Annotated in this window: 17 protein-coding genes; 4 read left to right on the top strand and 13 right to left on the bottom strand. The window is 69.5% G+C overall.

From position 1 onward, the window contains the following. Positions 1-87: 87 nt before the first annotated feature. The 3 genes from DDF62_RS05820 to DDF62_RS05810 form a co-directional block, all read right to left on the bottom strand. A complete protein-coding gene (locus DDF62_RS05820) occupies positions 88-1,275 on the bottom strand; it encodes a DUF418 domain-containing protein (protein WP_116488259.1) in 1,188 nt (395 codons plus the stop codon). Between the two features lie 192 nt (positions 1,276-1,467). Then, positions 1,468-6,294 (bottom strand): NAD-glutamate dehydrogenase, encoded by a 4,827-nt coding sequence (locus tag DDF62_RS05815; protein WP_116488258.1) that lies wholly within the window; start codon positions 6,292-6,294, stop codon positions 1,468-1,470. Positions 6,295-6,634: 340 nt separating this feature from the next. Next, positions 6,635-7,762, bottom strand: a complete 1,128-nt coding sequence (locus DDF62_RS05810) for an AI-2E family transporter (RefSeq protein ID WP_116488257.1) — start codon at positions 7,760-7,762, stop codon at positions 6,635-6,637. Between the two features lie 108 nt (positions 7,763-7,870). On the opposite strand from DDF62_RS05810, the gene DDF62_RS05805 reads away from it, so the two are divergent. Beyond that, positions 7,871-9,412: a helicase HerA-like domain-containing protein gene (locus DDF62_RS05805; RefSeq protein WP_116488256.1), complete on the top strand. Its 1,542-nt coding sequence runs from the start codon at positions 7,871-7,873 to the stop codon at positions 9,410-9,412. A gap of 68 nt (positions 9,413-9,480) precedes the next feature. Here DDF62_RS05805 and DDF62_RS05800 read toward each other — a convergent pair whose 3' ends face one another. The 5 genes from DDF62_RS05800 to DDF62_RS05780 form a co-directional block, all read right to left on the bottom strand. Continuing rightward, complete coding sequence (locus DDF62_RS05800) at positions 9,481-9,822, bottom strand: endonuclease domain-containing protein (protein ID WP_116488255.1); 342 nt, start codon at positions 9,820-9,822, stop codon at positions 9,481-9,483. A gap of 126 nt (positions 9,823-9,948) precedes the next feature. After that, positions 9,949-12,276 (bottom strand): ATP-binding protein, encoded by a 2,328-nt coding sequence (locus tag DDF62_RS05795; RefSeq protein WP_116488254.1) that lies wholly within the window; start codon positions 12,274-12,276, stop codon positions 9,949-9,951. Positions 12,277-12,378: 102 nt separating this feature from the next. After that, entirely contained in the window at positions 12,379-14,784 is a 2,406-nt protein-coding gene (locus tag DDF62_RS05790) for an EAL domain-containing protein (RefSeq protein ID WP_116488253.1), read from the bottom strand. 169 nt (positions 14,785-14,953) lie between these two features. Beyond that, complete coding sequence (locus DDF62_RS05785) at positions 14,954-15,586, bottom strand: polysaccharide biosynthesis/export family protein (RefSeq protein WP_116488252.1); 633 nt, start codon at positions 15,584-15,586, stop codon at positions 14,954-14,956. 67 nt (positions 15,587-15,653) lie between these two features. After that, complete coding sequence (locus tag DDF62_RS05780) at positions 15,654-16,385, bottom strand: metallophosphoesterase family protein (protein WP_341871560.1); 732 nt, start codon at positions 16,383-16,385, stop codon at positions 15,654-15,656. A 324-nt stretch (positions 16,386-16,709) separates the two neighbouring features. Between DDF62_RS05780 and DDF62_RS05775 the strand changes: the two genes are divergently transcribed. After that, the gene (locus DDF62_RS05775; RefSeq protein WP_116488251.1) at positions 16,710-17,579 is read left to right on the top strand and encodes a transglutaminase-like cysteine peptidase; all 870 of its coding nucleotides are present in this window, start codon (positions 16,710-16,712) and stop codon (positions 17,577-17,579) included. Between the two features lie 77 nt (positions 17,580-17,656). On the opposite strand, the gene pssZ is transcribed toward DDF62_RS05775, so the two are convergent. Next, entirely contained in the window at positions 17,657-18,283 is a 627-nt protein-coding gene (gene pssZ / locus DDF62_RS05770; protein ID WP_116488250.1) for an exopolysaccharide biosynthesis protein PssZ, read from the bottom strand. A gap of 251 nt (positions 18,284-18,534) precedes the next feature. On the opposite strand from pssZ, the gene DDF62_RS25525 reads away from it, so the two are divergent. After that, on the top strand, positions 18,535-18,687 hold the full coding sequence (locus DDF62_RS25525) for a hypothetical protein (RefSeq protein WP_165832185.1): 153 nt from the start codon (positions 18,535-18,537) through the stop codon (positions 18,685-18,687). Between the two features lie 13 nt (positions 18,688-18,700). Here DDF62_RS25525 and DDF62_RS05765 read toward each other — a convergent pair whose 3' ends face one another. The 4 genes from DDF62_RS05765 to DDF62_RS05750 all read right to left on the bottom strand — a co-directional run bounded on the left by DDF62_RS05765 (position 18,701) and on the right by DDF62_RS05750 (position 24,826). Then, complete coding sequence (locus DDF62_RS05765; protein ID WP_116488249.1) at positions 18,701-20,605, bottom strand: O-antigen ligase family protein; 1,905 nt, start codon at positions 20,603-20,605, stop codon at positions 18,701-18,703. Beyond that, positions 20,595-22,817, bottom strand: a complete 2,223-nt coding sequence (locus tag DDF62_RS05760) for a GumC family protein (RefSeq protein ID WP_116488248.1) — start codon at positions 22,815-22,817, stop codon at positions 20,595-20,597. The genes DDF62_RS05765 and DDF62_RS05760 overlap by 11 nt, the downstream gene beginning before the upstream one ends. A 60-nt stretch (positions 22,818-22,877) precedes the next feature. Beyond that, the gene (locus tag DDF62_RS05755) at positions 22,878-24,152 is read right to left on the bottom strand and encodes an outer membrane beta-barrel protein (protein WP_116488247.1); all 1,275 of its coding nucleotides are present in this window, start codon (positions 24,150-24,152) and stop codon (positions 22,878-22,880) included. A gap of 107 nt (positions 24,153-24,259) precedes the next feature. Then, the gene (locus DDF62_RS05750) at positions 24,260-24,826 is read right to left on the bottom strand and encodes a hypothetical protein (protein ID WP_116488246.1); all 567 of its coding nucleotides are present in this window, start codon (positions 24,824-24,826) and stop codon (positions 24,260-24,262) included. A 667-nt stretch (positions 24,827-25,493) separates the two neighbouring features. On the opposite strand from DDF62_RS05750, the gene DDF62_RS05745 reads away from it, so the two are divergent. After that, on the top strand, positions 25,494-25,603 hold a 110-nt coding region (locus tag DDF62_RS05745), incomplete at its 3' end, for a hypothetical protein (RefSeq protein WP_133149190.1).

The raw sequence follows: 25,603 nt of genomic DNA, 5'->3' as shown, positions 1-25,603 counted from the left end.
CTCCCTTAGCGGAATTCGGCGCGCCGCTTACGTCTCACGTGTCAGCTGAACCAGGGGTTCCCGCCACAAGGGGGGAATGACGGGAGTTTATGAGCGCCGCAACCGCGTCGGCCCGCGATACAGCCGCCGCCAGACCCACTCCAGCGGTCCCATGGAGAAGCGCGCGAGCCACCAGCGCGACCACAGCACCTGGGCGATCCAGAGGGCGACGACGATCAGGGCCAGGGCCGGGCGGTCGAGGCGGGCATAGAGGCCAAGGCCGCGGCCGCCGTAGAAGATGGCGGTCATCACCAGCGACTGGGCGATGTAGTTGGTGAAGGCCATCTGGCCGACCGGCGCCAGGACGGCGGGGATCTTGCGCCAGAAACCCGTCGAGCGCGCCGCCAGCGCCATCAGCCCGACATAGGCCAGGGTGGTCAGCGGCGCGGTGACCGTCTGCAGCCCCTCGGCCAGGCGCAGGTCGCGCTCCTGCATGCCGTTCAGCACGAAGGCGAAATGCGGCCAGCCGACCAGGGCCAGGGCGGCCAGGCCGACGGCGATCAGCACGCCGTAGGTCCGCCCCGAGGCCGCCCCGGTGAACACGCCCTTCTTGTAGGCGCCCAGGCCGATCATCATCAGCGCGGTCGTCAGCAGGAAGATGATCGGCTCGTAGGGCAGGTTCTCCAGCCGCTCGCCGGCGTTGATAGCCAGCGACTGCATGAAGTCGCCGCGATAGGCGGCGATGGCGGCCGCGCCCCCGGCGGCCTCGGCGGCGGCGACGGTCGACGGGGCGAAGGCCAGCAGGCCAAGGCTCAGGATGATCATCGCCGAGAAGGCGACCCACAGGCCGATCCCCCAGGACAGCAGCTTGCGGGCCGGCCACGAGCGGGCCTGGGCCACGGCGAAGCCGGCCAGGGCGTAGCTCAGCAGCACGTCGCCCCACCAGATGGCGAAGCCGTGGACGATCCCGAACACCAGAAGCCAGCCCAGACGGCGGTAGAGCATCCCGCCCTTCCCCGCCCCGCCTTGCGAAACGGGGCCCTTCTCGCCGCCGACCAGGAACATCGAGATCCCGAACAGCATCGAGAACAGGGTGACGAACTTGCGCTGGAACAGCCACTGGGTGACCAGCCACACCGACATCGTCTCGGGTCCCGTCCCGAACGGCCAGGCGCGGACGCTGTCGCTGAGCGCCATCGGGAAGGCGAAGCCCGGCGCATTGCACAGCAGTATGCCCAGCACGCCCAGCCCCCGCAGGGCGTCGAGCAGGATGATGCGGTCTTTGTCAGCGGCCATGGATCCCCCGGGATTCGGCGGGGGGATGGTGGCCTGCGTCGCGGGCGGCGGGTAGTCCCCGTTCTCCCTTCCCCCTTGATGGGGGAAGGGTCGGGAATGGGGGTGGTTGCTGAGTTGGCCACGGCGCAGGCGTCCGCCGCCGTGTTCACCCCCGCCCCTGCCCCTCCCCCATCAAGGGGGAGGGGTGGAGCCTCAGCCCTGCACCGACAGCTCGCGCAACGCCGCGTTGGCGATGGTGAGCTTGGCGAAGGTCCAGCCGCCGCCGGCCTGCTCGATGTCTTCCACCGTGCGCTTGGCGGCCTTGACGCGGTCGGCGCGCAGGGCGGCCCAGGAGGCCACAGCCTGCTTGGCCGAAGCCTCGTCGTCGCCGGCTTGGGCGTTGGCCGAGAACTTCAGCACCGCCTGGGTGATGGCGGCCTGTTCGAGCAGCAGGTCCTCGATCAGGCGACGCACCGCCAGGCGCTCGAAGCTGTCGCCGCCGACGAACTGGCCGGCCGCCCAGCGCAGGCGGTCGAAGCCCAGGGCCGCGCCGACCTGGTGATAGAGGCGCGCGACATTCTCGACCGACCAGCTGGACGCGTTGCCCAGGTCGACGAGGTCGGCGGCCGTGGTCACCGGCTGCAGGGCCGCGACCGCTTCGGCCAGGGCCTGCGGGGCGCCGTCGGCGACATAGGCCTTGGCGCGCTTGGCCGTGGTCTTCTGCTCGAAGGCCGACAGGATGGCCGGGGTCTTGCTCTTGAGAGCCGCCACCGACGGGCCATAGGCCTCGACCAGTTGCTGCACGCTGGACTTGTCGCGGAAGGCCCGCCGGGCCAGCCAGAAGGTCAGGCTGCGCAGGGCGTAGGCCAGGGCCTTGTAGAGGGCGGTCTGGCCCTCGGCCTCGGCCTGGTTGTCCAGCGCCGAGACCTGGTCCCACAGGGCGTCGACGCCCAGGATCTCGCGGGCGGCGGCGAAGCCGACCACCAGGGCCTCGACGTCGCAGCCGGCGGCGGCCTTCAGGCGGCTCGGGAAGGTCGGGCCGCACATGTTGACCATCTGGTTGCCGACCACCGTGGCGATGATCTCGCGCTTGAGGCGGTGCTTCTGCATGGCGTCGGCATACTTGCCGAGCGCCTGCGGGAAGTAGCCGCGCAGGGTGGTCTCGAACCAGGGATCGTCCGGCGCGCGCGAGGCGATGATGTCGTCGAACAGGTCGAGCTTGCCGTAGGCCAGCAGCACGGCCAGTTCCGGACGGGTCAGGCCCTTCTTGGCCTGGGCGCGGTCGGCCAGGACGGCGGCCTCGGGCAGGCCCTCGACCTTGCGGTCCAGGCGCCCGCGGGCCTCCAGCTCGCTCATGAAGCGGGCATGGGCCTCCAGCTCCTCGACGCTGTCGCTTTCAAGCAAGGTGAGCGCCAGGGTCTGGTCGTAGTTGTGCTCCAGCACGTGATGGGCGACGTCGTCGGTCATCGAGGCCAGCAGCGTGTTGCGGTCCGGGCGGGTCAGCTCGCCCGAACGTTCCAGCAGGCCCGTGAGGATCTTGATGTTGACCTCGTGGTCGGAGCTGTCGACGCCGGCGCTGTTGTCGATGGCGTCGGTGTTGAGATGGCCAGCAGCCTGCGCGAACTCGATGCGGCCGGCCTGGGTCAGGCCCAGATTGGCGCCCTCGCCCACGACCTTGACCCGCAGGTCGGCGCCGTTGACGCGGATGGCGTCGTTGGCCTTGTCGCCGGCCTCGGCGTTGGTCTCGCCCTTGGCCTTCACATAGGTGCCGATGCCGCCGAGATAGAGCAGCTCGGCGCGCGACTTGAGGATCGCGGTCATCAGCTCGGCCGGCGAGACGCTGGCGGCCTTGAGATCGAGCATGGCCTGGACCTCGGGCGACAGCGGGATCTCCTTCTGGTTCCGCGGCACGATGGCGCCGCCCTTGGAGAGCTTGCTGGCGTCATAGTCGGCCCAGGACGAGCGCGGCAGCTTGAACATGCGGTCGCGTTCGGCCCACGAGACGGCCGGATCCGGATCGGGATCGAGGAAGATGTGACGGTGGTCGAAGGCGGCCAGGAGCTTGGTCTGCTTGGACAGCAGCATGCCGTTGCCGAACACGTCGCCCGACATGTCGCCGACGCCGACCACGGTGAACGGCTCGGCCTGGATATCCTTGCCCAGCTCGCGGAAGTGGCGCTTGACCGCTTCCCAGGCGCCGCGGGCGGTGATGCCCATGACCTTGTGGTCGTAGCCCACCGATCCCCCTGAAGCGAACGCGTCGCCCAGCCAGAAGCCGTAGCTCTCGGCCAGGCCGTTGGCGATGTCGGAGAAGGTGGCCGTGCCCTTGTCGGCGGCGACGACCAGGTAGGGATCCTCGCCGTCGTGGGCGACCACGGCCGGCGGGGCGATCACCTGGTTGTCGGCGTCGATATTGTCGGTGATGTCCAAGAGGCCCGACAGGAAGGTCTTGTAGGCGCGGATGGCCTCGGCCTGGATGGCGTCGCGGTCGCCGCCGCGCGGCAGTTGCTTGGGATAGAAGCCGCCCTTCGAGCCGACCGGCACGATGACCGCGTTCTTGACCTGCTGGGCTTTGACCAGGCCGAGCACTTCGGTGCGGAAGTCGTCGCGGCGGTCGGACCAGCGCAGGCCGCCGCGGGCGACGGGACCAAAGCGCAGGTGCACGCCCTCGACGTGCGGGGCCGAGACGAAGATCTCGCGGTAGGGCTTGGGCGCGGGCAGGTCGGCCAGTTCGCGCGAGGCGATCTTGAAGCTGATGTGCGGCTTGGCGGCCCCATCCTCGCCGGCCTGGTAGAAGTTGGTGCGCTGGATGGCGCCGACCAGGGCGGCGATGCGGCGCAGGGCCCGGTCTGCGTCCAGGCTTTCGACCGCCTGCAGGGCCTCGGTGATCTTCTCGGCGACGGCGGCGGCCTGCGCCTTGCGGGCGGCCAGGTCGGCGGCGATGGCCGGGTCGAACTTGATGCGGAAGAGATCCAGGATCAGGCGCGCGACGCCCGGATTGTCGGCCAGGGCGGCTTCCTGCACGGCCTGCGAGGGGTCGAGGCCCGTCTGCTGGCGATAGCGGGCCAGGGCGCGCACCAGGGCGGCCTCGCGCCAGTCGACGCCCAGCTCCAGCACCAGGCGGTTGAAGCCGTCGCTTTCCGCGCGGCCGGTCCAGATGGCGACGAAGGCGGCCTCGAAGGCCGACTTGATGTCGGCGAAGGACAGGTGCTCGCCCTGCTCGTCGCGCAGCACGAATTCGTGCACCCAGGTCGGGGCCTTGAGGGCGTCGATGGTGGGCTTCAGCTTGAAGCCGTCCTCGATCAGGGCCTTCAGGCCCATGTGCTCGAGGATCGGCAGCACGTCGGCCAGCGGCGCGGCCGCGCCCGGACGATACAGCTTGAAGCGGAAGGTCATGGCGTCGTCGCCGTCGCGGCGGAAGGCCCGCACGCGCACGGCCTCGCCGGCCTTCAGGTCGTCGACGACGGCGATGTCGGCCAGGGCCTCGGGCGCGTCGTACTGGTCGCGGTAGCCGGGCGGGAAGGCGCCGGCCCAGCGCGACAGGGTGTCGACCACCGGGCGGGTGGCGCCGCGCTCGCGGACGATGGCCTCGAAGCGGTCGTCCCAGGTGCGGGTGGTCTCGGCGATGGCCGCTTCCAGCGCGGCCAGGTCCGGCTCGGGATGGGCGCCCGGCTTGACGCCGAGGATGTAGTGCACCCGGGCCAGGGGCGCGTCGGAGAAGCTGGGATAATAGGCCGAGACGCGGCCGTCGAAGGCCTGGCTGAGCAGGTCGCCGGCGCGCTGGCGCACGCCCGAGTCATAGCGCTCGCGCGGCACGAACAGCAGGGCCGAGATGAAGCGGTCGAACGGGTCGCGGCGGGTGAACAGGCGCACGCGCGGGCGGTCGTAGAGGTGCAGCACGCCCAGCGCCATGGAGAGCAGGTCGCCCTCCTCGATCTGGAACAGCTCGTCGCGCGGCCAGGTCTCGAGGATGTTGCGCAGACGCTTGCCGTTGTGGCTGTCGGGATCCTTGCCGGCCCGGTCCAGCACGTGCTCGACCTTGCGGCGGATCAGCGGCACCTCGTGGGCGGGGGTCTCATAGGCCTCGGCGGTGAACAGGCCCACGAAGCGGACCTCGCCCGAGGGCTTGCCGTCGGCGCCGTAGCGGCGCACGCCGACGTAGTCCATGTAGCCGCGGCGGTGGACCTTGGAGCGCAGGTTCGACTTGGCCACGACCAGCGGGGCGCCCAGCAGCAGGTGGTCGCGCACCTGCGGCGACAGGATCGCCGGCTCGCTTTCGCGGCGCAGGACGGTGCGGGTCTGGTCGCGCAGGACGCCCAGGCTGCCTTCGGGCTGATAGAGCGGCTCCTCGGCGGCATAGCCGCCGTCGGCGGTGCGCGGATAGTCGTAGACCCGCGCGCCCAGGAACACGAAGTGGTCGCCTTCCAGCCAGTCGAGGAAGTCGACGCCCTCGGCGCGCTCTTCGGCGGGGATGTCGACCTGGGCGCCGCGCAGCTCGTCGATCGTGCGGCGCATCAGGGCGCGCATGGCGTCGAAGTCGTCGACGGCGCGGTGGGCGTCGGCCAGGGCGTCGCGGACGGCGGTCAGCAGGGCCTCTTCACGGTCCTGGCCGACGGGCTCGAGCCACACCTGGATCAGCGACCGGCGCTGTCCGGCGAGCTCGACCATCGGGTGGAACATGGCCCGCACCGAGAAGCCGGTCTCGGCGATGGCGCCCATGATCGAATCGACGAGGAAGGGACGGTCGGGCTGGACGATCTCGAGGACGTCGCCGCCCTTGGCGGTGCGCACGCGCAGGGCCAGGGCCTCGTTGGCCGAAGCTTCGGCGAAACGGTAGAGGGCGGCCAGCTCGGCGGCCACGTCGCCGGCCTCGACGGCGGGCAGTTCTTCGGCCGACCAGTCTTCGGCGGCCAGCGCCGCGAACTGGGCCTGGGCAGGGGTGAGCGCACCGCCGAAAGCCGTTTCCAGAGCCGCGCTCAGAGCCGTGCCCTGGGCGCTGGACGTCTGTTGGTTCGCCTTGCGGTCACTATCGCCGACCATGGGATTTCCTCGCGAATTTTTGGCGACAACCTAGCCCTTTCCCGTGCGCGTTCAACCGACACGCCCGAGAACCGAACAATATTTTGCCTAAACTGCTGAATTCCGAAGGAAGCGCCACCCACATTTCTATCCGGACGCCCTGGCCGAGGATTGTTCGGAAACGCTGCTCCGGACACGGAAGCGCCGCCGGTGGGGGGAGACCGGCGGCGCAGGCCCGCCTTGGGGGGAGCGGCGGGCGTTTTCCGCGTTCGACGCGCCAGGTAAAGCAGGCCGGCGTCGCGCGGGACCGGGATTGGGGGGCTCCCGGCACCAGACCTAGATAGGAGCGCTTCCAGGAATTTTAAGTCCCTTTTTTCGAACTTGGCTTTTTTCTCGCCGATCCCTGTTTGGCGACCCCGGCCGGCCCGTGGCCGGTGGCCCGCTCGCTGGTCGGATCGCCGTCTTCCGACAGCAGGATGGCGATCCAGCGGGTGCCGTCGAACTGGGCCAGGATCAGCATCAGGGCGACGGTCAGGGGCGTGGACAGGAACATGCCGATGCCGCCCCACAGCGCGCCCCAGACGGCCAGCGACAGCAGCACGACGGTGGGGTCCATGTTCAGGCTGTCGCCCTGCATGCGCGGCAGCACGACATTGCCCACGACGAAGAAGATCACCTGCAGCGAGCCGGCCAGGATCAGGGCCGGCAGCAGGCTGTGGGGGAACTGCACCAGAGCAAACAGCGGCGGCAGGATGCAGCCGATGGCTCCGCCGATGATCGGGATGTAGGCGGCGATGAAGATCAGGAAGGCCCAGAAGAAGGCGTTGTCGAGCCCGACCAGGGCCATCACCGCCCAGGCGGCCACGGCGATCATCAGGCCGGTGACGGTCTGGATCCACAGGTACTGCTCGACCCCGTTGCGGATGCGCTGGAACAGGGCCACCGACTGGTCGCGCTCGGCGTGGTGCGGGAACAGGGCGACGATCTTGCGCGAGAAGCCCCGGCGCGAGGCGATGATGAAGCCCAGATAGATCAGCACCAGGACGGCGTTGGAGGCGAAGTTCTGCAGGCTGCCGGCGATGGCGCCGACATATTGCTGCGGATTGAGCTGGGCGATCAGGTCGTCGAGCGTGGGGGCGACGCGGATCCCGAACAGGCCGGCGATCTTGGCGATCACCTCGTTGAGGCGGGGGGCGTAGGCCTTGGCCTGGCCCACGAACCCGGCGCCGTTCTCGACCACGATCCACACCGAGCCGCCGAACAGCAGCAGCGACAGCACGATGGCCGTCGGCAGGGCCAGCTTCTCGGGGAACCTGGGCACCCGCACCGTCAAGACGCGGGCGAAACTGTCGATCATCACCGCCAGGAAGATGGCCAGGACCAGCGGGGTGAGGATGCCGCGCATGTAGTAGAGGGCCGCGCCCGCCGCGACCACCGCCAGGAAGACGACGGCGTTGCGGCTGGTGATCGAGGGCGTGAAGGTCGTCATCGACGGGAATCTCTGTTCGCGTAAGTCTTGGGGACCATTGTTCAGCCCGATTGGCGAAGGACAAGGCCAGAGCTAGGCTTAAGCCTCAATCATGTAGGGAAGTTGCGCATGACCCTGGCGATCGGCGAAGGTGAAATCCTGATCGGGCTCGGTGAAGGGCCCGTCACCCAGCGGCTGGACCGCTCCAATCGTCACGGCGTGGTGGCCGGCGCCACCGGCACCGGCAAGACGGTGACGCTGCAGGTCATGGCCCAGGCCTTCGCCGACGCGGGCGTGCCGGTGTTCGCCGCCGACGTGAAGGGCGACCTCTCCGGCGTCGCCGCGCTGGGGACGCCGAACGAGAAGATGCAGGCCCGCGCCGCGTCGATGGACATCACCCTGACCCCGGCCGCGCCGCCGACCATCTTCTGGGACCTGTTCGGCGAGAAGGGCCACCCGATCCGCACGACCATCTCGGAGATGGGCCCGCTGCTGCTCTCGCGCCTGCTTGAGCTGAACGACGTGCAGGAAGGGGTGCTGACCATCACCTTCCACGTCGCCGACAAGGACGGCCTGCTGCTGCTCGACCTGAAGGACCTTCAGGCGGCGCTGAAATACGTGGCCGACAACGCGGGCGAGATCGGCACCCAATACGGCAACGTCTCGGCCGCCACCGTCGGGACGATCCAGCGCAAGCTGCTGACGCTGCAGACACAGGGCGCCGAGCACTTCTTCGGCGAGCCGGCCCTGAACCTGGCCGACATCATGCGCACCGACACGGCGGGGCGCGGCTATGTCAACGTGCTGGCGGCCGACAGGCTGATCCAGTCGCCCAAGCTCTATTCGACCTTCCTGCTGTGGCTGCTGTCGGAGCTGTTCGAAGAGCTGCCCGAGGTGGGCGATCCGGAAAAGCCCAAGCTGGTGTTCTTCTTCGACGAGGCGCACCTGCTGTTCAACGACGCGCCGAAACCGCTGCTGGAGAAGATCGAGCAGGTGGTGCGCCTGATCCGCTCCAAGGGCGTGGGCATCTATTTCGTCACCCAGAACCCGGCCGACATTCCCGACGCGGTGCTGGGCCAGCTGGGCGCGCGCGTGCAGCACGCCCTGCGCGCCTACACCCCGGCCGACCAGAAAGGGCTGAAGGCGGCGGCCCAGTCGTTCCGGGTCAATCCGGCCTTCGACACCGCCGAGACGATCCAGGCCCTGGGCGTGGGCGAGGCCCTGGTCTCGGTGCTCGACGCCAAGGGCGCACCCTGCGTGGTGCAGAAGACCCTGATCCGGCCGCCGGCCTCGCGCCTGGGCCCGCTGACGCCGGAAGAGCGCGCCGCCGCCATCGCCAGGAGCCCGGTGGCCGGCCTCTACGACACCGCCCAGGACCGCGCCTCGGCCTACGAGACCCTGCAAGGCCGCGCCGCCCAGGCCCAGAAGGACGCGGCCGCCGCCGCATCCGCCGCCGAGGCCGAGCGCCAGCGGGCGGCGGAGGAGAAGGTGCGCGAACGCGAACGGGCCCGCGAGGAACGCGAAGACGCCCGCGCCTCCCGCCCCCGCGCCTCGTCCAGCCGCCAGGGCATGGCCGAGACCTTCGCCAAGTCGCTGCTGCGGACGGTGGCCAGCCAGGCGGGGCGGGAGATCATGCGCGGGCTGCTGGGGGGATTGAGCCGGAGGCGGTAGGCGTCCGGAATCCCTCTCTCTTAGAGAGAGGGAGGGGCCCGCGCCGCAAGGCGTGGGAGGGTGAGTGGTTACGACCTGGCCGATCGGAGCGCGGACAGGATCTCGTCGGCGGTCCCGCCGGGATCGGCCAGGACCCGCTCGTTGCGGAACCTCAACACCACGTATCCAAGCTGCTCCAAGGTTTCGGTGCGCTGGTCGTCATAGTCCTCGCGACCGTCATGAGCCGCGCCGTCGAGCTCCACGATCAGCTTGCCCGCCTCGCAGACGAAGTCCGCGAAATAGCGGTCGATCGCAATCTGCCGCATGAACTTGAAGCCTGAGAGGCGGCGGTTGCGGACAAGGGTCCAAAGCGTCTTTTCCGCCAGGGTTTGGCTTTGGCGTAGGCGGCGGGCGTAGGCGGTCCTGTCCATCAGCAAAGCTGGGCATGGCGTTCCTGCGTTCTCAATCAGAGGAATCGGGATTTTCCTGGGAGGGCGAAACCACTCACCCTCCCACCGCTGCGCGGCGGGCCCCTCCCTCTCTCTAAGAGAGAGGGATCATCTTGGTCCGCCCCGCACCGCCTCGGCCAGCGCCCTATGCAGTTGCTCGATGCGGAACGGCTTGCGCAGCACCGGCCAGGGCAGGTCTTCCAGGGCGGCGGCGAGACGGTCGCCGGCGTAGCCGGTGGTCAGCAGGACGGCGGTGCCGGGCGCGCGGTCGGCGACGATGCGGCCCAGCTCGACGCCGCTGACGCCGCCGGGCATGACGAGATCCGACAGCAGGACGTCGAAGTCCGGCTCGGCCTCCAGCCGGACCAGGGCCGCGCGGCCGTGCTCGGCGGTGACGACGACGCAGCCCAGTTCGGTCAGCGCGCCCTCGGTGATGGCCCGGACGCTGGCGTCGTCCTCGACCAGCAGCACCCGCACGCCGGAAAGGTCGGCGATCGGGGCGCCTTCGGACCGTTCCACCGCGACGCCGTCGGAAACCGCGGCCGGCAGGTGCAGCGACACCGTCGTGCCCCTGTCCTCCTGGCTGTCGATGGTCACCGCCCCGCCGCACTGGCGCACGAAGCCGTAGACCTGGGCCAGGCCAAGACCCGTGCCCTTGCCGACCTCCTTGGTGGTGAAGAACGGCTCGAACACCCGCCCCAGGACCTCGGGCGACATGCCATGGCCAGTGTCGGACACCGCGACGCGGACATAGTCGCCGGCCGGGGCCTCGCCCGCCTGGCCGTCCTCCAGCCGCTCGGCCGTGACCTCGACGGTGATGGTCCCGTGGTCGGGCGTGGCGTCGACGGCGTTGACGACGAGATTGAGCAGGGCGGCCTCGAACTGGGCGGCGTCGACGCGGCTGGAGCCGGCCTCGCGGTCGGCGCGGACCTCCAGGCTCTTGGCGTCGCCGACCGCGCGGCGGACCAGGGGCTCGACCTGCAGGATCAGGCCGGCGATGTCGACGACTTCGAGCTTGAGTTCCTGGCTGCGCGAGAAGGCCAGGAGCTGGCGGGTCAGGCGCTCGCCGCGCTGGCCGGCGGCCAGGGCCGCCTCGCCCAGGCGCCGCACGCGGGCCACGTCGTCGGGCCGCTTGAGGATCATGTCGAGCCCGCCGACCATCACCGTCAGCAGGTTGTTGAAGTCGTGGGCGACGCCGCCGGTCAGCCGGCCGACGGTCTCCAGCCGCTGGGACTGGGCCAGGGCCGCCTCGGTCTTGGCCCGCTCGGCGATGCTGGCCTCCAGGGCGGCGGTGCGCTCGGCGACGCGGTCTTCGAGTTCGAGCGTCGTCTCCACGACCTCGGTATTGTCGAAGCAGCTGCCGATATAGCCCTGGAACTGGCCGTAGGCGTCGTGGCGCGGGGCGCCGGCGCTGCTGATCCAGCGCCAGGCGCCGTCGGCCCGGCGCAGGCGGAAGGCGGCGCGGAACGGGCGGCGGGCCGCGATGGCGGCGGCGGCTTCGGCCTCGGCGGCGTCGAGGTCATCGGGATGGACGCCGGCGGCCCAGCCGCGCCCCAGCTCCTCGTCCATGCTGCGGCCGGTGAACTTCAGCCAGGCGTCGTTGAACCAGATGCAGGCCCCGTCGACGCCCGAGATCCAGATCATCACCGGGGCGGCGTTGGCCACGCCGCGGAACTGCTCCTCGCTGGTGCGCAGGGCGGCCTGGGCGCGGCGCTCGCGGGTCACGTCGCGAAAGGTCACCGCCAGGCCCTCGGTGATGCGAACGCCGCTGGAGCGCACCCAGTGCTCCTCGTCGTCGATCACCCGCCGCACCTCCAGGTCGTCGGGACCGCCCTCGTCGAGCAGCCGCGTCAGGCGCTCGATCATCTGCTGGCCGGTCTCGTCGCGGAACACGTCGCGCACCCGGCGGCCGATCAGGGTTGAGACGCCGCGCGGCCGCAGGGCCTGGGCGGCGGGGTTGGCGTAGGTCCAGCGGAAGTCGGCGACCTGGCCGCCGCGCCGCACGGGCTCGAGGATCACGAAGGCGTCGAGCGAGGCGTCCTGGGCGATGCGGAACCGCTCCTCGGCGGCCAGACCGCTGCGCACGGCCAGCCGCAGGGCGGCGACGAACAGCACGATCAGGCCGCTGCTCAGGGCGAAGGTGGCCAGCTGCGCGGCCTGGGGGGTGTCGAGCGGCCCGCTCATCCACAGCAGGCGGACGATCAGGGCGCTGGCCAGCACCGACACCAGGCCCGCCCACAGCCCGCCGACCAGGGCGGCCAGCATGACGGCGACGAAGAACGGCGGGAAGTTGCTGGGATGGTCGGTCAGGCTGGCCGCGCCGAAACGGGCGGCGACAGCCAGGCCCACGGCCGCGCCGGCCAGGCAGAACCGAAGAACCGGGCGGTCGACCGACGATGCGAACCGGATCGTCGCCCGACTGAGAAACTGGCCCATTACGCTAGCCCCGCGTCACCAGGCGCACCCCCGCCGGCGACGCCTTGCAAACGTCGCCGCACGGCAGAGGTTCCACAGAGGCGACATTGGGCGTGCGTGCGATCAGGCCGCGCCGCGGGCCTTGGTCTCGACGTTGGCGGCGGCGGCGCGGGCCAGGGTCCAGGCCGACAGACTGTCGATCGGGCCCGGACGGCCGATGGCGTAGCCTTGCAGCTCGGCGCAGGACTCGCCGCGCAGGAAGTCGATCTGCTCCTGGGTCTCGACGCCCTCGGCCACGACCGGGATCTCCAGGCTGCGGCCCAGGCCCAGCACGGCGCGCACGATGACGGTGGCGCGGTCGTGACGGTGGATGTTCTCGACGAAGCTCTTGTCGATCTTGATCTTGTCGAACGGGAACGACTGCAGGGTCGACAGAGACGAGAAGCCGGTGCCGAAGTCGTCCATGGCGATGCGCACGCCCAGGGCCTTCAGGCGGCGCAGGTTGTCGAGCGCGCGCTGGTAGTCCTTGAACAGGGCGCTTTCGGTGATCTCCAGCTCCAGCCGCGAGGGCGACAGGCCCGTGGCGATCAGCACCTCGTGCACCAGGGTCGGCAGGTTGGGCTGGTTCAGCTGCAGCGGCGACAGGTTGACGGCGATGCGCAGCGGGCGGTCCCAGCTGGCGGCGTCGGCGCAGGCGCGGCGCAGGACCCATTCGCCCAGCTGGGTGATCAGGCCGTTCTCCTCGGCCACCGGGATGAACTCCAGCGGCGGGACCATGCCGCGCACCGGGTGCTTCCAGCGGACCAGGGCCTCGAAGCCGCAGACCTCGCCGTCGGCGGCGCGGGCGAGCGGCTGGTAGAACACCACCAACTCCTCGTCGGTGATCGCCTGACGCAGCTCGCGGGCCATGGTGCGGCGTTCACGGATGGTCTCGTCCATCTCGCGCTTGAAGAAGCGATAGACGCCGCGGCCGCTTTCCTTGGCGCGATAGAGGGCCATGTCGGCGTTGGCCAGCAGGGCCTCGGCGGTGCGGCCGTCGTCGGGAAACAGCGAGACGCCCAGGCTGGCGCCCATGGCCAGGTCCTGGCCCTCGTAGACGGCCGGGACCGACAGCTGCTCGAGCACGCGGCCGGCCAGTTCGGCGGCGGCGGCGGGCTGGTCGCCGGCGGCGATCTGCACGAGGATGAATTCGTCGCCGCCCAGACGCGCGGCGAAGGACGGGGCGACGACCGAGTCCTGCAGGCGGCGGGCGGCCTCGACCAGCAGGGCGTCGCCGGCCAGGTGGCCGTGCAGGTCGTTGGCTTCCTTGAAGTGATCCAGGTCGATGCAGACCAGCGACAGCGTTTCACCGGACGCCTCGACGCGCTCGAGGGCGGCGGCCAGGCGGGCCTGCAGCGAGTTGCGGTTGGGCAGGCCGGTAAGGCCGTCGTGCTCGGCCAGATAGCGGATCTTTTCCTCGGCCGAGCGGCGCTCGCGCAGGTCGCGGATGGCCAGCACGGTCAGGCCCGAGGTCTCGGTGCGGGCGCCGTCGTCCATCAGGCGCGAGAACACCTCGACCGGAATGGCGCGGCCGCCTTCGAGCGGCTGGAGAAGCCCTTCGCGGCGCACGCCCTCGCGGGCGGCTTCCTTGCCGTCGAAGGTGAGCATGGCGGTGTAGAGCGGCTTGCCGACCAGGTCGCCCAGCGAGGCGCCGGCCAGTTCGCAGAAGGCGGCGTTGGCGTCGTTGATGCGGCCGTCCTGGACCACGACGATGCCTTCGTAGGCGGCGTTGGCCAGGCGGCGGATGCGGTCGAGGGCCGAGCGGCTGGTCGAGGACTCGATGGTCACCGCGCCCAGGCCGCCCAGGATGATCAGGCCGGTGATGGCGGTCACCGCCAGGGTCAGCATGGCGCCCGACAGCAGCTGCTCGGGCACCACGACATTGACGTCGGGCATGATGGTCACCGCGCCCATGCCGGTGAAGTGCAGGCCGCAGACGCCCAGCGTCAGCACCGTGCCGCCGATCAGCTGCTTGGTCAGCGAGCGGGCGCGACCGGCGATGACCAGGGCGATGGCCGAGAAGGACACGCCGATGACGACCGAGGCGGCGACGGTGGCCTGCTCCCACAGCACGTAGCCCTGGGTCACGAAGGCCGACATGCCGGTGTAGTGCATCGCGCCGATGCCCAGGCCCAGCAGCAGGCCGCCGGCGCAGTCGTTGGTGCGGGTGCGCTCGGCCGAGGCCACGGCGAAGCCGGCGGCCATGAACAGCACCGCGATCATCAGCGACAGCAGGGTGCCGGCCGGGCTGTAGCCGGTCTTCAGGCCCGGGTCGTAGGCGACCATGGCGATGAAGTGGGTGGCCCAGACGCCCGAGCCGGCGACCAGGCCGGTCAGCAGCAGCCAGGCCCCGCGGACCAGGCCGCGCGCGCCGCGCAGGCGTGAAAAGAGCCGGAACGCCGTGAAGCAGGCGGCGAAGCAGACGAGGCCGGCGACGAGCACGAGCCTGAAGTCATGCTGCCCCGTCAGGCAGGTCAGAACCTTCAACAAAGGCGTTCCCCCAGAGTGGTACGGCGCCACTCTGTGCGGAAAGATACAAAAAAATGGTTTCTATTACGCGGCCAGGTAGTCGAAAGCGCGACCTATCGCCGCGCGCCGTGGTGAATCGGATCTTAATGCCGGCGAGACGCCGAAAGGCGCCTCGTCTGCATTTGAGCTCTTAAAAGAAGCGCTCGCCGATACGCACGGTGTCGCCCGGCGCGACCTGGGTCGACGGGGTCAGGCTCATCTTGGTCTCTTTCTCTTCGCCAAGACGCTTGATGTAGACCTTGTTCTTGTCGGCCCGGTAGGTGTAGCCGCCGGCGGTGGCCACGGCGTTCTGGACGGTCAGGCCCGAGGTATAGGGATAGGTGCCCGGCTTGCTGACCTCGCCCAGGATGTAGAACGGACGGAAGTTCAGCACCTCGGCGCTGACGCGCGGCTGCTTGAGATAGCCGTTGCGCAGGGCGGTCTCGACCGTCTCCTGGAACTGGCGGACGCTGAGGCCGGCGGCCTTGACCTCGCCCAGCAGCGGCAGGGACACCAGGCCCGAGCCGGTGACATAGAACTCGCCCGACAGGGTCGGCTCGCCGAAGACGGTGACACGGACCTTGTCGCCCGAACCCAGCTGGTAGTCGGGATCGACCGGGGCGGCGGGCGCGGCCGCCGACGGCGCGACGGGCGCGGTTTGCGGCGCCGCAGCAGCGGCGGCGGGAGGCGGCGGAAGGGCGTCCTGAGCCTGGGCGATCGGCGTGGCCGCGGCGAGGGCCAGGCAGATCGAAGCCGCCCGAATAAGGCGTCGAACGGTAATCATTCTCGTCACGTCTCTCGGCTGCATCCCTCCCTGGTCTCATCGCATGGAGACCCGGGCGTCACAAGCTTCACCCCGGAACGGGACGCCGTTTTCGCGCTTGCAGCATGGCCGGCGCGCCCTCGCCCACCCGGACGGCGGTCAGAACGCCCGTCGCATAGGCTCCGGTGTCGACATTGATCCGGTCACGGCCCAGGAACGGCTCCTCGTCGGGGGTGTGGCCGTGGACGACGACCATGCCCAGGCCATGCGGCTGGTGCAGGAAATCGCCGCGGATCCACAGCAGGTCCTGCGGGTCCTGCTCGACCAGTGACCGGCCCGGGCGCACGCCGGCGTGGACGAACAGGTAGTCGCCATAGGCGGCGGTCAGCTCCAGCTGGCGCAGGAAGTTCAGGTGGCGCAGGGGCAGGTTGCGCTGGAACTGCTCCTGGGCCGCGCGCCAGGCCTCGGGGTCGCGCCCCGCGGGCCGCGCCACGCCGTAGGAAGCCAGGGTCTCGCCGCCGCCGAACTCGGCCCAGACCGGCCCGCCCTCGGGACTGTCGAGGAATTGCAGCAGGGTCTGCTCGTGATTGCCCATCAGGGCGCGGACCTCGAAGCCCGAAGGCCCGCCCGAGGCGGCCTTCAGGGCGGCGATGCGCTCGATCACCCCCGCCGACTCCGGACCACGGTCGACATAGTCGCCGACGAACACGATCACCGGCCGGTCGGTTCGGCCGAGCGCGGCGAAGTCGGCCGCCACGGCGTCGAGCAGCTGGTCGAGCAGGTCGAGACGGCCGTGGATGTCGCCGACGCCGTAAACCACTCGGCCGTCGGCGGAGGCGGTTTGCGACTTGGATCGAGACTTGGGACGCAGGAAGCCGAAGACCATGGACCTGAACAGGATGGAGGAGGACGAAACGGGACCAATGGCCAAAATGCCTTACGCGCAAGGCCCCTTCAACCTGCACCGCGCCCATTTACGATAAATAAACCGAGATTCTCGATAGCGATTTAACCCTGAATATTCACCCTCCATTACCAATAACTCCAAATAAACCAGATTGATTAGACGTTAAAACACCAAGCATTTTGACCTCGAATTCAATGGATATCCCGATGATGAGCTCACGAACTTCGCGAGCCCGTCATGAAGATCACCGCCTTTCTCGGAACCGCCATCGCCAGTCTTGGCCTGATGGCCGCCGCCCCGGCCCTGGCCGGGCCGGCGCCGGCGTTCATGCCGATGGGCGCGCCCGCCGCCGCCCCGCCGGGGTTCACCGACCTTTGCCAGCGCGACCTCGACAGCTGCGGCGCGGCCGCGCACGAGATCGCCGCCCTGACCGGCCAGGCGCCGCAACCGGCTCCCGGCATCGCCACCTCGTCGACCTCGACCGCCTGGACCGGCGGTCGCCGCCTGACCTTCGCCGCCCAGGCCCAGGCGATCGCCGCCGAAACCGACGCTGAAGACGAAGACGCGGTCTCCGCCCTGACAGTGGAAACCCTTCAAGCCCTGCGCCTGGACACCGCCTTCGCCCTGGTCTCGCCGGAAGCGGCGATGGCCGCCGCCCTGTCGCCGAACACGACCCGGACGGTCGGCCTGGCCTCGGCCGAGGGCGAGCTTCCGCGCCTGTCGCGCGACCAGATGAAGCTGCTCAACGACATCAATCGCCGCGTAAATCGCGAGGTGCAGAAGGCCGACGACTTCGATCTGTACGGCATGATCGAGTATTGGAGCCTGCCGCGCGTCATCGACGGCAAGATGTACGGCGACTGCGAGGACTACGCGCTGGAGAAGCGCCGCCGGCTGATCGAGGCCGGCGTGCCGGCCGCGGCCCTGTCGATGGCCGTGGCGGTGACCGCCCGCGGCGAAAGCCACGCCGTGCTGGTGGTGGCCATGGAACAGGGCGACTGGGTGCTCGACAACCTGACCCCCTGGGCCACGCCTTGGAGCGAGCTGAACTATCGCTGGATCGAGCGCCAGGCCCCCGGCTCGGCCGCCTGGGTGACGATCGGCTGACCACGCGCCCTGGAAGTAAAAAGGCCTCGCTTCGAACAGAAGCGAGGCCTTTTCCGTATTCAGACAGTATTGCCTGCTTAGTAAGCGTTTTCCGCCATCAGCAGGTGCGGCACCGTCAGCAACAGGATGCGGATGTCGCTCATCAGCGACCAGCCGTCGATATAGGCGATGTCGGCCTTGATGCGGGCCGCCATGTCCTCGACGTCGGTCGTGCCGCCGCGCAGGCCGCGGATCTGGGCCAGGCCCGTAAGGCCGGGCTTGGCCTGGAAGCGCATGTTGTAGGTCGAGATCAGCGCGCCGTAATAGGCGTCGTGCGCCATGGCGTGCGGGCGCGGGCCCACCAGCGACATGTCGCCCTTCAGCACGTTGAGCAGCTGGGGCAGCTCGTCGATGCTGGTGGTGCGCAACAGCTTGCCCGACTTGGTGATGCGATCGTCGTCGCGACGGGCCTGGGTGACCTTGTCGCCGTTCTCCTCGCATCGCATCGAGCGCAGCTTGTAGATGGTGAAGGTTCGACCGTTCAGGCCGCCCCGCGTCTGGCGGAACAGCACCGGTCCGGGCGACTCCAATTTGATCCAGAGCGCCGCGAGCAGAAGCACGGGCGCGAAGAAGACCAAGGCAAGGGCAGCAACGACGACATCGATGAAGCGCTTGCCGGGATCCACGGCGACACGAGCAAGAATCTCGCCCGCGACGGCGTTCATGGTTTCGGTGTTCGAGCTTCCGCTCACAGCGTAACCCCCTATCCCACGACACACAAAAAGGAACGAAGCCACCCCACTTCGTCTCTAACTACCTAATGCAACTCTCCGACGACGTCGCGCGGAAACTGATACTTAACCATAAAATACAGTCATTTTGCGTAAACCCTGTTCCTTCACTAGGGCTTAGGGGTGAAAAGCTAAGCTTATATTCGCGCAGATGACGAAGCTGCGCTGAAGGGGCCTTGAGTTTCATGCCGCACGCCGACCTCTCGATGAGCAACGTCGCCGACGCCGTTCCGGCCGCCACGCGCCGCCTGCCGCGCGCCGTCGGCCTGGGCCTGGCCGCCCTGGTTTCGGCCGGCCTGTGGGTCGCCGCCCTGGAACTTTTCCGCGCCCTCATCTGATCGGCCGGCACGATCAGGGCTGCCGCAGCCGCAGCACGGTCAGTTGCAGCGCCAGCCCCACCCGGCCCGCCGGGTTGCGGATGTCGTTGGCCAGTCGCACCATTTCCTTGCGCTTCCAGTTCGCGCGGCGCCATTCGGCGCTGAGCTGCTCGATCGTCTGCGCCCGCGCCGCCGGCGTCAGCCGGTCCCAGCGCTCGTAGGCGAACCGCGTGCGGGCGCTGAACAGGCTGGTCTGCAGCGGCGCCACCGTGAACGAGCGCTCCAGCGCCAGGGCCGAGGGCCCGTCGAGACCCGCCGCGGCGTCGACCGCCGCCAGGCGCAGCCAGGCCGATCCGGATCCTGGACGTGACGCCAACTCTCGGCGGCTGAGACCGTCCAGGCGCGCCAACTCCGTCTTCGAAAGATCCTTGCGCGCCAGGCCGCGCTCGATGCTCACCGCCAGGGCGTCGGCCGGCGCGGTGGGCCAGGCCGACAGGTCGCCCCCGACCTTGGCCGCCAGCAGCGGCGCGGCCATCAGCACGGCGACGAGCGCGCAGGCGCCGCCGCCGGCCACGGCCAGCCGGGCGGGCGCGCGATCGGGCCTGGCGCCGCGCGTCTCGCCCCGCAGCGAAACCAGGCCGCCCAGCGCGCCCAGGCCCAGGGTGACGAGGGCCTGGATAGCCGGCACCTGCAGGGCGAAGTCCGACAGGCCGTGGATCAGGAACACCGCCGCCGCGCATACCGCGCCCCGGGCCCAGATCCCGACGCCGCCGGAACCGAACGCGGCGCGGACCACCGGGGCCAGGCGCTCGCCCAGCAGGGCGGCCATCAGCGCGGCTCCGACGACGCCGGCCTCTTCCAGCCACTGGACATAGAGATTGTGCACGGCGCGCACGTTGTGCAGCTCGCGCAGGGCCGCCTCGGTCATCAGCATCTGGTTGACCGAGGGAAACGCGCCCAGGCCGTAGCCGAACCACGGCGAGGACAGGAAGGCCCGCCAGTGCGGCACGATGATCTGTCGACGGATGTCGAGATCCTGCTGGGCCAGGTCGAAGCGCTCGACCACCAGGCCCGCGCCGTTGAGGCCCAGGGCGACCGCCAGCAATACGGCCGCGCCGCCGATGAAAAGGACGCCGCCGCGCGTCATCCGGCGGCCGGCGAAGACCTGCCAGACCGTGAACATCGCGGCCCCGATCGCGCCCGCGATCAGCCCGCCGCGCGAGGCGGTCATCAGCAGGCAGACGACCAGCAGGGCCACCAGCCCGGCCAGGGCGACGGCGCGCGGATCGCCCTTCTTCAGCGCGGCCGAGCCGCCCCGGCGCAGGCGCTGGGCCAGGGCGGCGGCGGCCATCACCACGCCGGCGGCGAACACGGTGGCGGCGCTGTTGGGCCCCAGCAGGGTGGCGGCCATGCGGCCCTCGCCGCGCAGGCCGACATGATGGACGAGCGCGCCGGCGGCGTAGATCCCCAGCCCCCACAGCATGAAGGCCAGCAACCGGCGGCCGCGCGTCTGCGAGGCGGCGACCACCCGGGCGGCGACATAGAGGCAGAAGAGCCCCAGCAGGTTCAGGACGTTGAGCAGCACCGCCGAGCGGTCGAGGGTCGAGGCGGCCGGGCCGTCGGGCAGGAAGGTCCAGACCGGATGCGGGCCGTCGGGGCTCCACGGCGTCAGCGGAACCAGGACGGCGGCCAGAAGCAGGCCGGCCAGCACGGCCGGAACCGTCCAGCCGCCCAGCCGCGCGAGGTCGCGGCGGGCCCAGCCGCAGGCGGCCAGCAGGATGACGAGGGACAGGGCGTAGAGCCCGGCGAACACGGCCGCCACGGCCGTGTCGCTGGCGCCGAAGGCCAGGACGGCGCCGTAGACCAGCGCCGTCAGGCCCGCGCAGGCGGCGGTTTCGGACCCCGCGAGCCGCCGGGTCCGACGCCCGTCAGTCCGCATAATACTTTCGGTAGCTCTTGTAGTAGTAGCCGGCGTCGCCGTAGCCGTAGCGGGACTGGGCCTTGAGATCCATCTGGGTCAGGGCCACGCCGGCCAGGAACACGCCACGGCCCTGCAACAGCGACAGCGCCGAGGTGATGGCCTTGACCGGAGTGCGCTTCCAGCGGGCCAGCATGACGACGGCGTCGGCGTGCGGCGCCAGGATGCGGGTGTCGGCGATGGCCAGCAGCGGGGCGGTGTCGAGCAGCACCACGTCGAAGCGCTGGCGCAGCTCGGCCAGCAGGCGCTGGAAGGCGGCCGAGCCGAAGACGTCGCGCGGCGTGTAGGCCGACTTGGTCAGCGGCAGGACCCGGGCCCCGCTTTCGTCGGCGTACAGCGCCTCGTCCAGCGTGGCCGCGCCGTTCAGCACCTCGATCAGGCCCACGGTGGGCGCGGTGGGCAGGAAGCGGTTGATCGCGCCCTGGCGCAGGTCGCAGTCGACGACCACGACATTGGCGCCCGAGGCGGCCAGGGTGCGGCCCAGCGAGAAGGTCGTGGTGGTCTTGCCCTCGCCCGGCAGCGACGAGGTGACGGCGATCACCTTCACCGTCTCGCCGACCTTGGAGAACAGGATCGCCGCCCTAAGCTTGCGCAGGCTCTCGGCGAAGCTGGAGAGCGGCTTGTTCAGCAGGTAGTCGGGCGGGGCCAGGCCGCGAGCGGCGCGGGCGTCGTCCAGGGTGGAGCTGAGCAGCGGCACCGAGCCCAGATAGGGCACGCCCAGGCGACGCTCGACCTCGTCCTCGGTGAACAGGCCCGCCATCAGGATCTCGGCCAGCACCACGGCGGCGCCGCCGGCCCCGAGCGCGGCCACCAGGCCCAGGATCAGGTTGATCGAGGGCTTGGGCTCGCTGGGCTTGCTCGGGATCGTGGCCCGCGACAGGACACGGGCGTCGGGCTGCTCGATGCCTTGCTGGGCCGTGGTCTGCTTGAAGCGGCCCAGCAGCGATTCATAGAGGGTGCGGACGGACTCGGCCTTGCGCTCCAGCTCGGCCAGGCGGATGCCGGCGCGGTTGTTGCCGGCCAGGGTCCCGCGGGCCGTGCCGACGCTGCCGGCGACCGAACCGGTGCGCTGGCGCGAGATCTGGGCCTGGGCCTCGAGGTTGGAGATGATGCGCTTGATCTCGGCCTGGATCTGGGCGTCGATGTCCGACAGCTCGCGGCGGGCCTTGATCAGGTCAGGCCAGCGCTCGTCGTAGCGCTCGGCCATCGAGTTGACCTGGGCGCTCTTTTCGGCGCGCTGCTTGCGCAGTTGCTGGATGACCGGCGAACTCATGGTCTCGCCCAGGTCCTCGCCGTTGCTGCCGCGGGCCAGCTGGTTGCGGGCGATGTTGAGGCGGGCGTCGGTCTCGGCCTGCTCGGCGCGGGCGGTGGCCAGCTGCTGGTTCAGGCCCGAGATCTCCTGCTCGGTCAGGGTCGCGCCCTGGGCGCTGAGCAGGTTGTTGGCGATCTTGTACTGCTGGACGTCGGCCTCGGCCTGCTGCAGCTGGCCGCGCAGGTCGGCGACGCGGGTGTCGAGCCAGCTGTTGGCCTGCTTGGTGGCCTCGAACTTGGCCTCCAGCTGTTCGGTCAGGTAGAGGTCGGCGAAGGCGTTGGCCAGGCGGGCTGCCTGGGCCGGGTCCTCGTGCGTATACTGCACGGTGATCAGGTAGGTGACGCCCGCGCGGCGGACGCTGAGGCCGCTGAGCACGCGGTCGACGATGCGCTCGCGCAGGCGCTGGGCGACGACCGGGTCGTTGGCGGCGGCGGGGGCCACCGTCTTCTTCAGGAAGGGGAACCAGGCCTTGACGCCCTTCGCGCCGGCCAGGCTGGGATTGTAGTACGGATCCTGGTCGAGCTTGAGCTGGTCGACCACGCGACCGGCCAGCGACCGCGAGCGCAACACCTCGACCTCGGTGTCGACCACGGCGCTGTCGGCGGGCAGGCCCGACAGCACGGCGTTCATGTCCGGCGTCACCTGCTCCTGGCGCACGTCGATCATGACCTGGGCCGAGGTCGAGTAGCGCGGCGTCTCCTGCAAGGTGAACAGCACCACGGCCACGAAGATCGCCAGGGCCACCGCCGCGAACAGCCGCAGCCGCCGCCGGAAGATCGCGATGATGACGTTGAGGTCAAACGCGGGCGCCGCGGCGTCGGACGCCGCAGCGATCGGGGTCTCGAAGGTCGAGCCGTCCATGATGCGCACTCTCAGTGGTCGATGACCCTCCGCTAGAGGAGGGTCGCGACCTTTTTTGGACTAGAATTGCAGGGCGAGCGAAGCGGCCAGCTTATTGTCGGTGAAGCTGCGGCCACGATCGCTCGGAATGCCCTCGGACTTCTGCTTGAGATAGGTGTAGGTCAGGAAGACGCCGACGCGACGGTTCATCAGATATGAGACCGAAGCCTTGGCTCCGGTGCGCTTGTCTTCGCGATCGATGCCCTTGTACTTGTCATTGCCCAGGTTGGCTTGACCCGACAGCAGGACATTACGCAGAAGCTCGTGGTCGACGGCCACCGAACCGGTGGTCGCCACGAAGCCCTGCGAGCCGGCCACGACGGATTCGTCGATGTTGCGGGTGGCGTTGAAGGTCACCGTGGTCAGCTCGGTGGGGAACCACTCGACCTTGGTCTTGGTGCTGAAGCCGGTGATGTCGCTGACCTGGCGGCCGTTGACGACGAAGTTGTCGTAGGTCTGCTTCATGTAGCCGGCGTCGACCTGGCCGCGCACGGCCTGGGCCAGTTCGAAGTCGACGCCCGCCGACAGGATGTAGCCGTCGGAGTCGCGGGCCGAGTCGTTGTCGTAGCGGCGCGAGTCGCCGGTCACCGAGACGTAGAAGGCGGTGTCGGGGCTGACGGCGTAGTCGGCCTTGACGCCGTAGCGGTACTGGTCGCGGTCGCGGAAGTCCTGGTCGAGCTCGCCGGCGATGTTGCGGCCGTCCTCGTAGTCGTAGGACTTGCTGCTGAGGTCGCCGGTCAGGCGCAGGCGGTTGAATTCCTTCACGCCGGTCAGGGCGGCGGTGACCAGTTCGTACTGGATCGGCGCCAGGGCGGCGGTCGGCGCGGTCGGGGCCGAGCGCGGCTCGGTCAGCTTCTGGTACTGCAGGCCGCCGGAGATGAACGCGCCGCGGACGACGTCGAGCTTGCCGTTGAGACCGAGGGTGTATTCCTCGTTGTCTTCCGTGCCCTTGTCCGAATAGCGGTTGATCGAGCTCGAGGCGAAGGCGCTGAGCGAGTGGCGCGACCAGTCCGAGCGCAGGGCGATTTCCGGCTTCACGCGCCAGATGGTGTCGGAGGTCTCGTCGGCGGCGACGGCGTAGATGTTGTCGTCGCGCTCGACGTCCACCGTCAGGCGCGGATAGGCGATGAAGGCGCCCAGGCGCACGCCGGCCGCTTCATAGTCGGGGCGCGGCCGCTGACGCACGCTGGTGTGCTTGTCGCGCTTGAAGCTGGACGCGTCGCTCTGTGCAAAGGCGATCTGCGGCGCAGCCGCGACGAGAACAGCCGCGATCGCGGCCGAGGCGAGTATCTTCATGGTCTATCCCCAGTTCGGCGACTTCGATCGCCCTCGGAAACCCGACACAAACAAAAAAGGGATCCGGCGCCGGACATCCCGGCGCAGGTCTAACGCGTAGTAGAGTCTTAGGTGCCGCAGTAGTCGGCGGTCACGCCCGCGCACGGGTCGTAGGCCGCCGGCGGCGCGGCGCCGTCGCCACCGCCGCCGGTCGAGCCCGACAGGCTGACCAGGACGCTGACCGAGCCGCCGGCGGTCGAGGAGGTGACCGTGGCGGTTTGGCCGGTGGCCTTCAGCTGGGCGACGACGGCGGGAGCGTTGGCCACGGTGGCGGCCATGCCCGGCGCGACGGCGGCGGCGACCTTGAGGGCCACGCCGGCGCTGATGACGTTGGAGGCCACGGCCTGGATCAGGGCGGCGGCGATCACCTCGGGCGAAGCGCCGCTGGCGGCCAGGGCCGCGGCGACCGAGGCCTGGACGGCCTCGAGCTTGGCGTCCGGGGTCTTGGCCGCGAAGCTGGGATCGGCGGCGGCCGAGCGGGCGGCGGCGGCGATCACGGCCTGCAGCGAGGCCGCGCTGGGCGGCGCGGTCGAGGCCGGCGTGGCGCCGCCCTGGACGGCGGCGGCGGTCGACACGAAGGGCGCGACGGCGAGGGCCAGGCCCGCGACGACTGCGCCTACGAAACGCGATGACATGGCTTACCCCCTGTTAAGAATTCGAGCACCCTATAAGCCCCCGATCCCGGGTATTCCAGCCCTAAAACTATTATAAGCGTTAATCGAAGCGCTCAGACTTGCGACTTTGCACACAAGCGGCACAGTTTCGTGACCGTCTGCTTGGGATCAGATCAAATCTTACGACACGAGCATGACATAGGCCGCGATCGCCTCCCTGGCGCACGATCTATCCTCTCGCACGAATATTTCAGGCGCCGATGACCGGGCGTCTTCATCACCTGACAAGCTTCACCATTAGCAAGCTCGACAGTGAAACAAGTTTATTCAACCGTGGGTTATACTAGAGCGATCATTTGATCAGCTTGCGGATTCAACGACGACGGCGCGTCAGTCGTCGAAATTCTCGCCGCAGGGGTCGTTCGAGGCTGGGCCAGATCAGAAGACCGACCAGGACGGCGATGACGGCGGCGGCGAACAGCAAGCTTCCACTCCAGGCTGCGACCACCCTACAACCTGCACGTGACTGTTTGTTTGAAATCGGTCGCGCGCGTGATGTCGCCCAGCATTTTCGCGCCGGCGCCCAAGGCGCATGCACCCGAAGTCTTGTCTCGCGCCCGCGATTGGCCGATTAGCGGGCGGAAGGTTCGGATCCGCCGGCCGCCCCATCCGTGGAAAGAGGACATCCATGCGCGTAGCGATGATTGGCACGGGCTATGTGGGCCTGGTGTCCGGGGCGTGCTTTGCGGACTTCGGTCACGTGGTGACGTGCATCGACAAGGATCCGCGCAAGATCTC

The organism is Caulobacter radicis (assembly GCF_003094615.1).
Taxonomy (GTDB): Bacteria; Pseudomonadota; Alphaproteobacteria; order Caulobacterales; family Caulobacteraceae; genus Caulobacter; species Caulobacter radicis.
The sequence above is the reverse complement of the archived record's forward strand: the minus strand, read 5'-3'. Positions and strand labels throughout refer to the sequence as shown.